17 protein-coding genes are annotated in these 14,401 nt (G+C 56.2%); 8 read left to right on the forward strand and 9 right to left on the reverse strand.

Annotated features, from left to right (window positions below):
- On the reverse strand, positions 1-429 hold a 429-nt coding region (locus RAC90_RS02970), incomplete at its 3' end, for a biotin/lipoyl-binding protein (RefSeq protein ID WP_375123933.1).
- A gap of 705 nt (positions 430-1,134) precedes the next feature.
- Here RAC90_RS02970 and RAC90_RS02975 point away from each other — a divergent pair.
- The gene (locus RAC90_RS02975) at positions 1,135-2,415 is read left to right on the forward strand and encodes an MFS transporter (protein WP_054634150.1); all 1,281 of its coding nucleotides are present in this window, start codon (positions 1,135-1,137) and stop codon (positions 2,413-2,415) included.
- A gap of 34 nt (positions 2,416-2,449) precedes the next feature.
- On the opposite strand, the gene RAC90_RS02980 is transcribed toward RAC90_RS02975, so the two are convergent.
- From RAC90_RS02980 to RAC90_RS02990, 3 genes are all read right to left on the reverse strand, one after another.
- A complete protein-coding gene (locus RAC90_RS02980) occupies positions 2,450-2,698 on the reverse strand; it encodes a DUF883 family protein (RefSeq protein ID WP_006119721.1) in 249 nt (82 codons plus the stop codon).
- A 228-nt stretch (positions 2,699-2,926) separates the two neighbouring features.
- Positions 2,927-3,493, reverse strand: coding sequence for a hypothetical protein (locus tag RAC90_RS02985; protein WP_054634149.1), 567 nt, complete (start codon positions 3,491-3,493; stop codon positions 2,927-2,929).
- 65 nt (positions 3,494-3,558) lie between these two features.
- Positions 3,559-3,888: a hypothetical protein gene (locus RAC90_RS02990; protein ID WP_054634357.1), complete on the reverse strand. Its 330-nt coding sequence runs from the start codon at positions 3,886-3,888 to the stop codon at positions 3,559-3,561.
- 208 nt (positions 3,889-4,096) lie between these two features.
- On the opposite strand from RAC90_RS02990, the gene RAC90_RS02995 reads away from it, so the two are divergent.
- The 3 genes from RAC90_RS02995 (at position 4,097) to RAC90_RS03005 (ending at position 5,293) form a co-directional block, all read left to right on the forward strand.
- A complete protein-coding gene (locus RAC90_RS02995; RefSeq protein ID WP_006119718.1) occupies positions 4,097-4,276 on the forward strand; it encodes a hypothetical protein in 180 nt (59 codons plus the stop codon).
- 194 nt (positions 4,277-4,470) lie between these two features.
- Positions 4,471-4,854 (forward strand): hypothetical protein, encoded by a 384-nt coding sequence (locus RAC90_RS03000; protein WP_033737521.1) that lies wholly within the window; start codon positions 4,471-4,473, stop codon positions 4,852-4,854.
- 22 nt (positions 4,855-4,876) lie between these two features.
- Entirely contained in the window at positions 4,877-5,293 is a 417-nt protein-coding gene (locus tag RAC90_RS03005) for a GNAT family N-acetyltransferase (protein WP_205956322.1), read from the forward strand.
- On the opposite strand, the gene RAC90_RS03010 is transcribed toward RAC90_RS03005, so the two are convergent.
- Together RAC90_RS03010 and ldcA are read right to left on the reverse strand one after the other, a co-directional pair.
- The gene (locus RAC90_RS03010) at positions 5,285-5,950 is read right to left on the reverse strand and encodes an MBL fold metallo-hydrolase (RefSeq protein WP_033737520.1); all 666 of its coding nucleotides are present in this window, start codon (positions 5,948-5,950) and stop codon (positions 5,285-5,287) included. The two genes, RAC90_RS03005 and RAC90_RS03010, sit on opposite strands and share 9 nt — an antisense overlap.
- Positions 5,951-5,972: 22 nt before the next feature.
- Entirely contained in the window at positions 5,973-6,896 is a 924-nt protein-coding gene (ldcA, locus tag RAC90_RS03015; RefSeq protein WP_054634148.1) for a muramoyltetrapeptide carboxypeptidase, read from the reverse strand.
- Positions 6,897-7,051: 155 nt separating this feature from the next.
- Between ldcA and emtA the strand changes: the two genes are divergently transcribed.
- On the forward strand, positions 7,052-7,684 hold the full coding sequence (gene emtA / locus RAC90_RS03020; RefSeq protein WP_006119712.1) for a membrane-bound lytic murein transglycosylase EmtA: 633 nt from the start codon (positions 7,052-7,054) through the stop codon (positions 7,682-7,684).
- Positions 7,685-7,729: 45 nt separating this feature from the next.
- On the opposite strand, the gene RAC90_RS03025 is transcribed toward emtA, so the two are convergent.
- A complete protein-coding gene (locus tag RAC90_RS03025; protein ID WP_324028564.1) occupies positions 7,730-8,677 on the reverse strand; it encodes a sugar-binding transcriptional regulator in 948 nt (315 codons plus the stop codon).
- Positions 8,678-8,987: 310 nt separating this feature from the next.
- Here RAC90_RS03025 and RAC90_RS03030 point away from each other — a divergent pair, with 310 nt between their 5' ends.
- Genes RAC90_RS03030 through RAC90_RS03040 form a run of 3 tightly spaced genes read left to right on the forward strand, consistent with a single transcriptional unit; the run spans position 8,988 to position 12,245 of the window.
- Positions 8,988-9,818 carry a transketolase gene (locus tag RAC90_RS03030; protein ID WP_006119710.1) on the forward strand — a complete coding sequence of 277 codons (831 nt, stop codon included), beginning with the start codon at positions 8,988-8,990 and terminating at the stop codon, positions 9,816-9,818.
- Positions 9,811-10,755, forward strand: a complete 945-nt coding sequence (locus RAC90_RS03035) for a transketolase family protein (RefSeq protein ID WP_375123934.1) — start codon at positions 9,811-9,813, stop codon at positions 10,753-10,755. Before RAC90_RS03030 ends, RAC90_RS03035 begins: the two co-directional genes overlap by 8 nt.
- A gap of 2 nt (positions 10,756-10,757) precedes the next feature.
- Positions 10,758-12,245 carry an FGGY family carbohydrate kinase gene (locus tag RAC90_RS03040; protein ID WP_283787185.1) on the forward strand — a complete coding sequence of 496 codons (1,488 nt, stop codon included), beginning with the start codon at positions 10,758-10,760 and terminating at the stop codon, positions 12,243-12,245.
- Between the two features lie 49 nt (positions 12,246-12,294).
- Here RAC90_RS03040 and RAC90_RS03045 read toward each other — a convergent pair whose 3' ends face one another.
- Positions 12,295-13,428 carry a mechanosensitive ion channel family protein gene (locus tag RAC90_RS03045; RefSeq protein ID WP_033737515.1) on the reverse strand — a complete coding sequence of 378 codons (1,134 nt, stop codon included), beginning with the start codon at positions 13,426-13,428 and terminating at the stop codon, positions 12,295-12,297.
- A 97-nt stretch (positions 13,429-13,525) separates the two neighbouring features.
- The gene (locus RAC90_RS03050; protein WP_006119706.1) at positions 13,526-14,260 is read right to left on the reverse strand and encodes a flagellar brake protein; all 735 of its coding nucleotides are present in this window, start codon (positions 14,258-14,260) and stop codon (positions 13,526-13,528) included.
- Positions 14,261-14,401 lie beyond the last annotated feature (141 nt).

The raw sequence follows: 14,401 nt of genomic DNA on the forward strand, positions 1-14,401 counted from the left end.
AGTTGCCAGCGCATCATCCGCATCCTGCCGCGACACGCCGTTATCTTTCACCAGTGCGGCATAGCGTTCGGCTTTCAGTTTGCTGCTCTTCACCAGGGCCTGCGCATTCTTAAGTTGTGCGACGGCCTGATCGTAGCTGGCCTGATAGCTGGCCGGATCAATCTGATACAGCACCTGTCCCGCTTTCACGTCATCGCCTTCGGTGAACAGACGTTTCTGGATGATCCCATCCACCTGCGGCCTGACATCCGACGTCATACTGCCGGTGACGCGCCCGGCAAGCTGGCTGGTCAACGTTACCGATGTACTTTGCAACGTTTTCACCCCGACCTCGGTGGTCATGTCTGCATCAGGTTGCTGACCGCTTTGATCGCAACCCGCCATGATCAACACCAGCCCGGCGATCATACTGCGCTGAAAATTTTTCATGAATTACCCTGTAATGAACGTTCATTCTCAGCGCGTAGTTTAATAAATACGCAGAAATTAGTATGTCAGCAAAGCGAAAAGAAGCATGTCCAGAAATGAGCTGCGCCAGCCGCTTACGGCAGACTCTTCTGACTAAACGAAGCGGTGGTTTATTGAAGTTAATAAGAACGCTGGATGGCGAATACGCGTTGTCGTGTGCTTTGCGATTAGTAAGCGTGACGTCGGGTGCTCACTGCACTTTTTCCGCAATCTCCACATCGCAGTGCATCCGGCGTTTTTACAGCCACAGGGTGTCCGGTTTTCGCCACTTAACCCAACCTGTTGTGAAAAGCCGTGCGGTCCTTTTAATGACTATTCCAGCGCGCTGCAAATCGGTGTGGCATAGCCGCGCGAATGATTCCGTCCTGCGCCAGGGTATCCATCGCTTTGCGTACTCTGATGCGTAAAAAAATTCAACGGCGAAAACACTCACGCTTGCCTGACAGGGCGTCTTCATTACGTAGCAACGCCTCACGCACGGCGCTTTTAATCCCCTGCGCGAACCGTTTATCCGACGGTATATTGCTGTCGGCACTGCGCGCAGGGCAGGGCGCCAGGGTGTGATGTGATTATTTTCGTCCGGGAGACAAAATCGTATCGGCTGAAATTCTATACTCTCACTGTCAACGCCGTACTGATTTTGCATAAATCCCGGAGGAACCCTGAATGGAAACGCCTCTTTCACCCGTAAAACACTCAAAACGCGCACTGATCGCGGGTGCGGTAGGCAACTTTATCGAATGGTATGAATTTGCCATCTACGGTTTCCTCGCCACAATTATTGCGCACAATTTTTTTCAGCTTCAGGGCGAGTCAGCGCTGAGTGGTCTGATCCTGACCTGGGCGTCCTTTGCCATTGCGTTCTTTTTTCGCCCCCTTGGCGCCCTGGTGTTTGGCCGACTGGGCGACCGCCTGGGCCGCAAGCCTGTCCTGATTACCGTCCTGATATTGATGACGCTGGCGACCACCGCTATCGGGTTAATTCCCACCTATGCGACGGCGGGCATTCTCGCGCCCGTGTTGCTTACGGCACTGCGTATCCTGCAAGGGCTATTTGCCGGCGGCGAATATGGCGGGGCGGTGGCGCTGATGACCGAATTTGCGCCGCGCGGTCAACGTGGACGCTATGGTGCCTGGCAGTCGCTGACCGTGGCGTTTGGCCTGTTGGCCGGTGTGGGGCTGGTGGCGCTGCTGTCCTGGCTGCTCAGCCCGCAGGCGATGCTGGCATGGGGCTGGCGCATTCCGTTTTGGCTGGCGTTACCGCTGGGCCTGGTTGCGCTATGGTTGCGTCTGGCAATCACAGAAACGCCGGACTTTGTACGCCAGCAACAGCAGCGCGTCAGGGCTGCACCGCGCCAGACGATAAAAATTATTTTCCTGGCGATCGCGCGCGTCATGCTGTGGTCCTCCGCAGGCTATACCTGTCTGGTGATCATGCCCGGCTATTTGCAGTCGGCGCTACATACCGGTATGAATCAGGCGCTGCTGATTGCCGTGATCGCTAATGTGGGCTTCGCATTGACAATTATCCCGGCGGGCATCGTCAGTGATCGCGTTGGTCGGCGTCGTGTCATGGTTAGCGCCAGCGTACTCCTGCTACTTATGGCGATGCCGCTATTGAAAATAGTGCAGGCGGATGGCGTGAGTTTGCTGCTAAAAGCGCTGGTGGTGCTGATAGCGGGGGGACTGGTTGGTTTGCTCGCCGGGCCGGGACCTGCGATGCTGTCGGAAATGTTTCCAACAACGGTACGTTATACCGGGCTGGGTGTCGCCTATGCGTTATCCAATGCGGTGTTTTCCGGCTGTGCGGGTTTAATTATTACAGGGTTGATTAAGCAGACGGGCAATCTGGATATTCCGGCCTGGTATATGATGGCAACGGCACTGGTTTCCATCCCGGCCCTGATGACACTCAATAAAGACGACCACACGCGGGAGCTGACATAAAGGAAAAACGGGAGCAAACGCCCCCGTTTTGAACTTACTTACGACCGAGCAGGAAGCCCAGTACGACGCCCACACCGGCCGCGACCGCCAGACCCGCAAACGGGTTAGACTGCATCTGATCTTTGATGCAGTCGGCGGCATCGCGTGCGGCATAGGATGCCTGGTTGGTGTAGCGGCGGGCTGCACCACGGGCGCGGTGACGCGGCGAATCGGTGACTTCACCCCATTGTTGCTCTGCGGCACCGGCGACTTCTTTTACGGCATCTTCAATTTTTCCTGACATGCTTCATCTCCTTGGTTATCACAGTCATTTAAAGCGTAGCAAACCTTCGCCACTGTGCTGCGTTTAGACGCATTAATCGTCTGTCAGGGGGGAATTGACCAGATGAAAACTCCGCCTGGTGATGGCCATCGGACTGGCGGAAGGCGCGGAGAGACGGGCATGAAGCGGACAGGGCGCGTTAACGCCACCACGCGAAGGGCCCGGCGAGGAAAATTATTACCAGCTGTTTCACCTGACGGGATGAAGTGGATGGGATCGCGTGTTGGGATACCAGCTCACCAGAAAATGCCGCAGATGGTCAAAGCACCACTCGGCATCCTCAGCCTGCTGGCAGTAATACTGAATCGTAATTTTTTCATAATGGCGCTGGCGTTGCTGTAGCGGTGACCAGCCCCAGTCAAGTACACAACGGGCAAAGTTCACCAGCGTGTCGGCTGCCAGCGCGTGCTGCTGCTCTTGTTCCTTCAGATAGTCATAAAAGGCGGCTTCTAGCTGAAGTGCCTCCTTGTGAGAACAGTGAAGGAGTTCGGGCCGAAAGGCGATATCAATGAATCCGCATACCGCGTTTTCCTGCTGCTGCCAGTCGCAGGCCAGGGTCATAAACAGGCCTTCCTGCAGATTCACCTCTTCCAGTAAACGTTGCAGGTTAGGGGAGTGACGAATCACGGCGATCTCGTCCAGCCGTTCTGTCTCCAGGGTCAGGTCGATACCGCAGGGATTAACGGAGCCATCTGCATTGCGGGTAGCAGGGAACGGGAAATCAATATAACCGTTGTTATCCAGCCGTTTTTCCATGATGAGCCTGACCTGTCGCTTGACGTTTCCTGACACTATATCACGCAGTGTCAGGATTGCCCGCTTTACGGACAGGTCCAGGTAATCATGGTGTCCTGATAAGGGTTGATCAGACGAAACTGTTTATCGGACAGGCGCTGGGCGTAGTAACCTTCAGACGTCACCGCAGAGGGGACATACTGAAAGCGATCCAGCGACTGAAGCGGCCCGCTCCGCACGTTTACGCCATCCCGACTGACGCTGAACGCGGTGACCAGATCGAATACCGTTCCCTGCGTTTGCCCCAGTGACTGACCGTAAATTGTGCTGACGTCGCCCGGACACTCCACGCCTTTCGGCGAAGAGGAACAGCCTGAGAGCAGTGCCATAAAAATGAAAAATCCTGGTCGCAACATAGCCTGCTCCTGCCCCGGTCCATAGAATGAATGACCGATTTTAGCCTGAAACGCGACAAATAACATGATCATAGCGTTTACGCGCGCCGGGTTGATTTGCCGTTTGTTCAATCGTTAAGCAGTGGGAATGTAAAAGATGACTTTCGGTGCAAATAAACGTTATTCTTGCCATCTTTGCGCGTCGCTTAAGCAAATTCAGGGATAAAAGATGAAAGAAGAAGAAGCCAGTCTAATGATTATTCGCCATGCCATCGATGCGCTGGACGCAGAGAAAAGGCAGCAGGTGATTGCCTGTGCGGCAGAAATCCGCGATGTCATGAGCAGTTTCGACAACGAACCTGCCGGTCTGGCCTTGATGCTGGTCGCGGCGGAGGTTGCGGCAGAGTAAGTTTCATCCGTCGCGCCTGGTATCCGCATGCGCGAGTGTCATCCCGCTGGCGGCAGCCAGTCACGCGTCTCTTACGGCCTGATGTGCCGTTTTTTATTGCGCGGTCGCGCTCACCGCGCGATGCTTTACCCCTGCTTACAGCGTCTTAGCGCCACCTGACATGTGGCCGCCCTTATTTTCAGTGGAGGAATCAGATGAAAGCAGCCCGTCTTGCCCTGTGCCTGATCGCCGGTTTCAGCGCATCCGCATGGAGCGAAAGTGAGTTTCAGATCCAGTGTCCCGGACGTCCCGTTATGACCGTCTCGCGGGCGCAATATGGGCTCAGCACGCTCTACTGGCCGAAACAGCATTTCCAGATTGCCGCAGGCCAGCTGCAAACCCGCACGGATAACGGCGACAAGGTCGCGATTACACGCTTTCGCAACGGCGATCAGTTGATTGTGAACAAAAGCAATCTCGACACCTTCTTTGTCTACCATGACAGCGACGATCTGATCCCGTGCCGCCGTACCACGACGCGTGAGGTCGATGCGCTGAGCCTTGAGCGCTATGATGATCGCCAGCGCAACGACTCCTGACCCGCAGCGATAAGGAAGATAAATGCAGATTACCCTGACTGACACGGTGAGCAGTAAGGATCTGGATGAAATCCGGCTGGGCCTGAATGCCTGGAACAATCAGTTTTACGATGCTGACCTGATTAAACCCCTTGGGCTGTTCATCTGCGATGCGCAGGGCAGGAAACTGGCCGGATTGACCGGCACGACCACCGGCAACTGGCTACGCATTGATTTACTCTGGGTCGCACAGGCGCTGCGTGGGCAAGGCACCGGTCGCCAGTTGGTGCTGGCGGCTGAGCAGGAAGCCCGCCAGCGCGGCTGCCGTTTTGCACAGGTGGATACCGGCAGCTTTCAGGCAAAGCCGTTTTACGAAAAGCTGGGTTACCGTGTCCGGCTGACGCTGGGCGAGTACATTATGCATCATCAGCGTCACTATCTGACGAAAACGCTATGCTGAGGGCAGCGCCTGCTGCCGCAAATCCAGCGGGTGCTGCTCAGCCTCATCAATCGCGGCCAGCCAGCAGGGCAGTGTAACCTTTTGCCAGGACAGATGACCACGCGTGGTGCTCATCAGCACCACATCGGGACGCAGGCTACGGTAAAGCTCCAGCGACGCCGCCAGTTCGGCAGGATTGCTGTCGGGTACCAACACGGTTACCCAGCGGTCATGATCACGCGTCAGCGTATCCCCGACAAATAAATAGGTCGGCCCCTGCGGCGAATGGTAGAGGTAGCTGCAGCTGCCGGGTGTATGGCCGGGCGTGGGCAACAGATGAAAATCACCGAAATGGGTTTCCTGCTGGGTAAAAGTATCGTCCGGCTCCACAAAGCGGCTGATTTGCCCGAGCGAGCGGCTGTGACAGTACAGCGCGCTGCTAAAACGCTTCTGGATTACCGCTGCGCCCGGTGCAGACTCATGCCAGTGAGTCAGATAATGGCGAATCACGCCGTTCTCATCGGCCAGCACTTCATGATCGAGCGGATTTTCCACCCGGCCAATCAGTAAATTACCGCGCGGATGGCGCAGTAAAAACCCATGCATCATGATATCGACGGCATCGTCTTCCGGAAACTCCGGCGTAGAGATCCACAAATCGTCATACAGCGGCTTCAATGTCGATCTCCTGCAACTCCAGTTATGTGCGCAATACGGGATGCCCGCTTGCCTGTAAACTGACCTGTCCCTGATGTACCGCTAAGGTCGCCCTGGCACCCAACGGCAGGGTCACGGTGTCAGGGCCATGACCGAAATCCAGATCGCTGATAACGGGCAGACCGCTCAGATCGCGGAGGTACTGCCAGACCGTGGCGAAGTCAAACCCGTTATCGTAGTCGGACAAGGCGGTGCTGGTGAAACTGCCGGTGATAATCGCCCGTTGCTGCGCCAGAATCCCACACTGGTGGAGCTGCAGCAGCATACGTTCAATCCGGAACGGATGCTCATTCACATCCTCAATCACCAGAATGCCGTCTGTGATGGCTGGCATCCACGGCGTACCGATAAGCGAGCTGATCATCGCCAGGTTTCCTCCCCATAACGTACCGTGCCAGGTGCCGTTATCGGGCGTGTCACTTTTCCAGTTCACACTGACTGTAGGTGATGTCAGCGCCTGCCAAAAGTGCTGCAGGGTAAATTCGGATAAAACCGCAGCGCCAAAGTTGCCCGCCAGCATCGGCCCACTGAAGCTGATTATTCCGGCGTGTTGCAGTAAGGACAGTTGAATCACGGTGAAGTCGCTGTGGCCACACAGTGCCAGCGGCTGGTCCGCTAAGCGGCGCTGTAACGCGGCATAGTTGATTGAGGGCAGCAGGCGCGTGGCACCGTAGCCGCCGCGCACTGCCAGCACAATATCAGGTAAGGTCGCCAGCTCGGTCAGCGCATTGATATCGTCTAAGCGTTCCGAATCCGTACCGGCAAAACGTTGAAAACGCCGTGCGATTGCCCCCGTATTTTCAACCTGGTGCCCCGCTGCGCGCAGGCGTTCAACCCCCAGATGGGCTGCAGGCTGATTGTGGCAATAACCTGAAGGGGCGATAAGACGGATTGAACGTGACGTCATAGTAAATTCCTGAAATTAGTCAGTGACAGACGTCACGATAATGACGAAAAAGTGCCAATAAGTCATCCGACTACTGTAATTAGGATAAACGGTAATTTTGCAATTTACCCTGCCAGGTATGATAGCTTCCGCCACTTCTGCGACGAGATAAAAAATTGCTTAAAATTCGCTACTTTGTCATTTCAGCATTATTGCTGACAGGCTGTGCCAGTGAACCGCCGCATACGTATGTTAAAGAGAAGAATACACCGCTGACGCAGGCACCGCCGTCGCGTATTTCGGGCACATGGTCACTCTTTACCGAAAGCGCGGCCAGCCAGTACGGGGTGGATGAGAAACTGATTAGCGCGATTATTAATGTGGAATCCGGAGGAAATCCGGGCGTGGTCAGCCGTTCGAATGCTGTCGGGTTGATGCAAATCAAAGCGGCAACGGCCGGACGTGAAGTGTACCGTACCCAGGGGCGCCGGGGTCAACCGACCACCGCTGAGTTACGCGATCCCGCCAGGAATATTGAGATCGGCACCGCCTATATCAAAATCCTCCAGCAGTCTGCGCTGTCCGGCATCCGCGATCCACTCACGCTGCGTTATGCCACGATTGTTTCTTACGCTAACGGTGCCGGGGCATTGCTTCGCACGTTCTCGCGCGATCGTGACCGCGCGATTGCCATGATTAACGCCATGACGCCGGACGAATTCTACCAGCACGTGCAGAACAAGCATCCGGCTGCTCAGGCACCGCGTTACTTATGGAAAGTCACCACGGCCTACCGGGCTATCAGCTGAGTCGCGTTTTTTCTCCTCACCTGACAGAAGGTGAGGAGAAAACACTTAACCCACCAGCAGCCGGGCCGTCGGATAATCGACGATCAGCACATTGACATAACCGCCGCGCAGGGCTCCGCGAATCGCCTGGGCCTTCTCTTTGCCACCCGCCAGCGCCACCACCTGCTGACACTGTCTGACCTGTTCCAGTTCCATACCAATCACCGGATCTTCGTCGGCCTGCAGCACGGGCTGGCCCTGTTCGTCAAAATAATGCAGACAGATATCGCCGACCGCGCCGCGCGCTGCCAGCGTGCGCAACATGGTTGCATCGTAATAGTTACCGGAGTTGCGCAACAGGGCGGACGGCTCCAGGTCGCCGATGCCGACAATCGCCAGGTCTACTTCGCCGAACTTATTCAGCACCTCGGCCACCTCCGGATTGGCCGCCAGCCGCTGACGGTCGCTCACCGAATGTTCAATCGACTGCGAAGGCAGCAGCCAGGCCGGACAGTTCAGCAGCGCGGCCAGGTTTTGCGTCAGGATAGTCGCCTGCACGTTGCCGTTCGCCCCCACGCCGCCCAGGAGCTGAATCACCCCTTTGCATGAGGCATTCAGCGGATGCAACGCATCGACCATACAGCGAATGGTGCCGCTCCAGGAAGAGATGCCGATCAGCTCATCGGGGCGCAGTCGCGTCTCCAGATAGTGAGCCGCCGCCGATCCAATCGCCTGTTTAATTTCGCTGACAGAAGCCTGTTCTGCCACATCCACTACGATGGCCTGAGGTAACTGATAGGTTTGCTCGATCGCTTTTTCCAGTTCAGGAAAAACGTTGGCGGGGGGAACCACGCTAATTTTCACCACGCCTTCTTTCACACTGCGGGTCAGGATGCGTGAAACAAACGACTGGGACAGCTTAAGTAACTGCGCAATATCGGATTGCTTCCTGCCTTCGACATAGTAGAGCGTGGCAATTTTCACCATGAGCCGCTGTTCGTCCTGCTTCGCCATCTGTTTTTCCTCTCGTGTTCTGCCCGCCATTGTTAACCACTGACGTGAAAAGCACAATCCAGGGCAATTTGTGATCGTTTTCGCTTTTTATCACTTCGTGCATAGACGCCGTCGTTCGTCGGGCGCATAGTACTTGTGAATATAAAATCATTATTGAATATATATTCATAACTGTTAAGGCTGTTGTGTTTCTGCGCGTAATAGCAGGCGATGAAAGGGTAGGTTATTGCTGTCATCACGGCGAAAGAAGGGAGAGTTGTACTCTCTCTGAATATATATTCAAGTTCGACTTAAAATTCAAAGGTGAAATATGAATCCATTTACGCTTTCTGTGGATGCGCTCGAAAAAAAGGCCCGGGCCGTACGCCGCCGCATCATCCAGCTTAACGCGGGCAGTCCGGCAGGCGGGCATACCGGTGCCGATCTGTCACAGGTTGAGATTCTGACCGCGCTCTATTTTCGCATTCTGAATTGTGCACCGGATCGAACGGAAGACGATCAACGTGATATCTATATCCAGTCAAAAGGTCATGCTGTGGGAGGATACTATTGCGTGCTGGCGGAAGCCGGCTATTTCCCGCTGGACTGGCTGCCTACTTATCAACATGCCGATTCTGCGTTGCCGGGCCATCCGGTACGGCAGAAAACTCCGGGCGTTGAACTCAACACCGGTGCGCTGGGTCACGGATTGCCCGTGGCGGTGGGCATTGCGCTGGCGGCGAAAAAGAGCCACAGCCCGCGCCGTGTGTTTGTGGTGACCGGCGACGGTGAGCTGGCAGAAGGCAGCAACTGGGAAGCCGCGCTGGTAGCCGCGCACTATGGCCTGGATAACCTCATCATCATAAACGACAAGAACAAGCTGCAACTGGCGGGTGCAACGCGTGACATTCTCAATACCGATCCACTGGCAGAAAAATGGCGCGCCTTTGGTCTGGAGGTCAGGGAATGCAACGGCAATGACATGGCCGCAGTGGTGAATACGCTGGAAAACCTGCCTGTGAACGGTAAGCCACAGGTCATTATCGCGCACACCGAAAAGGGCTTTGGCATCTCGTTTATTCAGGGACAAGCCGAATGGCACCATCGGGTGCCGAAAGGGGACGAGATTGCGCGGGCACTGGAGGAATTAAACGATGAGTAATGCACAACACCTGGCCAACGTCATGGTCGACGCGTTAACAGATGCCGTACATCGCGGCATCGATGTGGTGCCGGTCGTGGCGGATTCGACCTCCACCGCGAAGATTGCGCCCTTTATTGACGCCTTTCCCGGTCGTCTGGTTAACGTCGGTATTGCAGAACAGGCGCTGGTCAGCACAGCCGCTGGCCTGGCGCTGGGCGGCAAAATCGCTGTGACCTGTAACGCCGCGCCCTTTCTGATTTCGCGCGCCAATGAGCAGATCAAAATCGATGTCTGCTACAACAATACTAACGTAAAGCTGTTTGGACTGAATGCCGGAGCCAGCTATGGTCCGCTTGCCAGCACCCATCACAGCATCGATGACATCGCCGTCATGCGTGGATTCGGCAATATCGAAATTTATGCGCCCGCCTGTCCAGTCGAGTGCCGCCAAATTATCGATTATGCGCTTGACCACAGGGGGCCGGTTTATATCCGGCTGGACGGCAAAGCGCTGCCGTCGTTGCACGACGAAAATTACCGCTTCCGGCCCGGTCAGATTGACCGGCTGCGAGAAGGCCACGATATTGCGCTTGTTGCCATGGGCTCGACGGTACATGAAGCCGTGACCGCCGCAGAGCAACTGGAAAAGCAGGGCGTTTCTGCCGCCGTGATTTCGGTTCCGTCCATTCGCCCCTGTAATACGCAGCAGCTGCACAATCTGCTCAGCCACTTCCGCGCCGTGATTACGGTGGAAGAGCATAACATTAATGGCGGCTTAGGCAGCCTGGTGGCGGAGGTGCTGGCGGAATACGGCTTGCCGGTTAAGCTTCTGCGGCTGGGGATTGCCAACGGCGAATATGCTATAGCCGGCGATCGGGCCGCCACGCGCGCGCACCATGGCATTGATGCCAGCAGCATCGCCGCGCAGGCGTTACGCCTCTGTGCAGGAGGCTGACGATGCGGGAGTCGGTGATTCTGGCCATTGATGAAGGCACCACCAATGCCAAAGCGGTCGCTGTCGATCGAAAGGGACGCATGGTGGCGCGCGGCAGTCAGGGTTTAACGTTACAACATCCGCAACCCGGCCTGGCAGAACAGGATCCCCAGGCGATATGGTCAGCCGTCAGGCAGGCCATCACCGACTGCCTGGCGCAGTGCGACGGAGCAAGCGTGGCAGGGGTGGCTATCAGTAACCAGCGCGAATCCGTACTGATCTGGCAGCGCCGTGATGGCGTGCCGTTAACGCCGCTGGTGAGCTGGCAGGATCGTCGGTCAGAATCGTTTTGCCGGGATTTACAGCAGTCGGGCAGCGCCGCGCGCATCAGCGCTCTGACGGGCCTGGCGGTCGATCCGATGTTCCCGGCCGCCAAACTGACCGGTATGCTGGCAGCCATACCGGACGGTTTCGCCCGTGCAGCGGCGGGGGAACTGTGCATCGGCACCGTGGACAGCTGGCTGACCTGGCAACTGACGGCGGGCACGACATTTGTGACCGATCATGCCAATGCCGCGCGCACGCAGCTTTACAGCCTGCACCGCAATGACTGGGACGATGAACTGCTGTCATTGTTCAGCCTGCCGCGTGCGGCGCTGCCACAGATTACCGCGTCGGCGAGCGTGGCAGGCATGATACGCGTGAGCGATATACCGGGACTCGCACCCGGCACACCGATTCTGGCGCGCATCGGCGATTCTCATGCCGCGCTTTATGCTCAGCGACGCGGCACGGCGGAAGTGGTCAAAGCCACTTACGGCACTGGATCATCGCTGATGATGTCGATGGCCACGCCGCTGCTGACCGATAACGGGCTCAGCACCACCGTTGCCTGGCACGACGGCCAGGCGCGCTTTGCCTTTGAAGGTAATATCACGCACACCGGGTCCGGGGCCGCCTGGCTGGGGACGATGCTGGGCATTCACGATCCCCGGCAACTTACGGCACTGGCTGAAGGCTGTGATGATAATCAGGGCTGCTATTTTGTTCCGGCGCTGTCGGGGCTGGGGGCGCCGTGGTGGGATCTCAAGGCCAGAGGCCTGATCTGCGGCCTGACCGATGCGGCCACGCCCGCCGTACTGGCGCGGGTGGCGCTGGAATCCATCTGCTGGCAGATTGCTGACGTGTTTTTTGCCATGGAAGAGGCCTGCGGCACAGCGCTTCCGGCCTTGTGCGTTGACGGCAGCGCCACGCAAAACCCCTGGCTAATGCAGTTTCAGGCCGACGTATTGCAACGTCCGCTGCACTGCGCGCCGACCGCCGAAGCCTCTGCGCTGGGGGCGGCACTGCTGGCAGGAAAAGGGCTGGGATGGTGGCAGCAGGGCGACGATATGCTGGCCTTGCAGGGCGGGCCGATCATCATGCCGCGCACCCATCTGGCGCAGCACATGCAGGATAACTATCAGGGCTGGAAAAACGCGGTGACCCGCTGTCGCTATCAGCCACAATGAACGGAAAATGAGGGCCAGACTGTAACAGCCAGCCCTCAGTACAGCGAGGTTAACGACTGACGCGTTGCGGGACAGTCTCTTCATCGTCCGGCACCGGTTTAAGATCGACCGGCGGTAAACTTCCGCCGCTGAATTCGACCTGACGGATCGGAAAGGCAAAGCGAATATTGCGTTCTTCCAGCGCCGCCATCAGTTGCAGGTTAATCTCCTGCTGAATATCCATGTAGACGTTGTAGTCGGCGCTCAGCACAAAGTAGACCACTTCAAAGGTCAGCTTCGAGTCATCGAAGGCCAGAAAATGGGCGCGGTCAAAGCGCGTCATTTCAATACCCTGAATGATGGTTTTCACCAGTTCGCTGATTTCGCGCACCTGCTCAGACGGCGTGGCGTAGCTGATACCGAATGTAAACACCAGACGACGTTGCTGCATCCGCTTGTAGTTATGAATCGTCTGCTGCAACAAAATGGTATTGGAACAGACGATCTGCTCACCGCTCAGGCTACGCAGCCGCGTGGTTTTCAGGCCTATATGCTCAATAGTGCCGGCAATATCGCCAAACACGATAAAATCGCCGTGCTCAAAAGGCTTATCAAAGCCAATCGCCAGGGAAGCAAACACATCACTCAGGACGGTCTGAATCGCCAGGGCGATGGCAATACCGCCCACGCCCAGGCTGGCTACCAGCGCCGTGATGTCGATGCCCATATTCGACAGAATCGCCAGCAGCATCATGACCCACACCACGACCCGCAACAGAATCCCCAGAATGACGGTGGTCACCGGATTGCGCACGTGAAGCGGATCGCGCAGCAGGCTTTTTAACCACAGGCGAATGCCGCAGTCGATCCACAACGCCAGTTGCACAATCAGCGCCAGAAACCAGCTGTGAGAAACCGTCGAGCGCCACGAGTCGGGCAAATCGATGAAACGCAGGGCAATCAGCAGCGAAAAAATCAGCAGCAGCAGGTGGCTGGTGCTGCGCAGTATTTCCACCAGGATGCCGGTAAATCGGACGTGGCGGTCTTCGCTGAAGTGCGCAATGCGGTTGGACACGAAACTGATCAGGCTGCGCAGCAACCAGTAAATAACGAGGGTGGCAACGATGACGATGGCGCTGTTGATCCACAGCGTTTGATTAAAAAGAATGGACTGAAAATGACGCAAACTGAGCCAGTTTTCCATTGGGGAGTGTCTCCTTGCTGGTTCCGGTTAAACGAGAAAGCAAGGAAAGCATAGCCTGGATGCGCCGCAGATGTGCGGCGCGGGAAAAGAGCGGAGGTTACTGGAAGCGTTGCGCTTTGTCGCGCGCCAGCCGCTCCAGGCTAAAAATCACCTGCTGCAACTGCCGTTCCTGATGGGGTTCGAGTGCCGTAAAACGGAAGCTCAGCCGCGGCGTAACTTTGGTTTCATTTTTACTGGTAATCATGCTGCGTTCACCAATATGCATTAACGTCGCATTGACGTTGAACTGGCCGTATTCACCCAGTTCCACCTGCAGATTTTTAAAATCGTCGCCGCTTTTCAGGCCGTCCGGCATCGCGTCGTCCACCAGCACGCCGATACCGCCTAACGATAAATCCTGTAATCGCAGTCGGGCAGCCGAGCCGTCAGGCCATGTGCAGTGACACCAGAACTGCGGGTCCATCGGTGCGCTGATGCGGAAGAATTCACGCCGCTGAATTTGCCACAGCACCTCCGGTAACGTTGCCTGAAATGCAGGCAGGCCGTCGAATTCCGTTTTCTCCAGCCCAGGTAAGGCAAATTCAACCTTCGCGCCCTGGGTTTCGGCAAACACGGTAATATCGTTGCACTGCAGTGCGTAGTCGTTATCCAGATTATTACTGCCCAGATCAAAAACAATGCGGTTTTCATCCGCCGCCAGCATACGGCTGATAAACTGCCCGCGTGAGAAATTCACCAGCAAAGGTGTTTGCGCCTGAAGCAGGTCTTTCATGACGCCCAGAACCGCCAGCGTGCCACGTTTGAGATAATGTTCTTTATCGGCTTCTTTCACTTGCTGGCCCCCGATGAGCAACGCTTTATCATTTATATTTATCCTGTTACTACCCGTTCGTTATCGGCTGACAATAATAAAGCTTTAACACAATAACCACTATCATAACCTTCACGCGCAGCATTTTTAAAAATTGCGACT

It is taken from the genome of Pantoea sp. CS_6 (genome assembly GCF_041954745.1).
GTDB lineage: Bacteria > Pseudomonadota > Gammaproteobacteria > Enterobacterales > Enterobacteriaceae > Pantoea > Pantoea stewartii.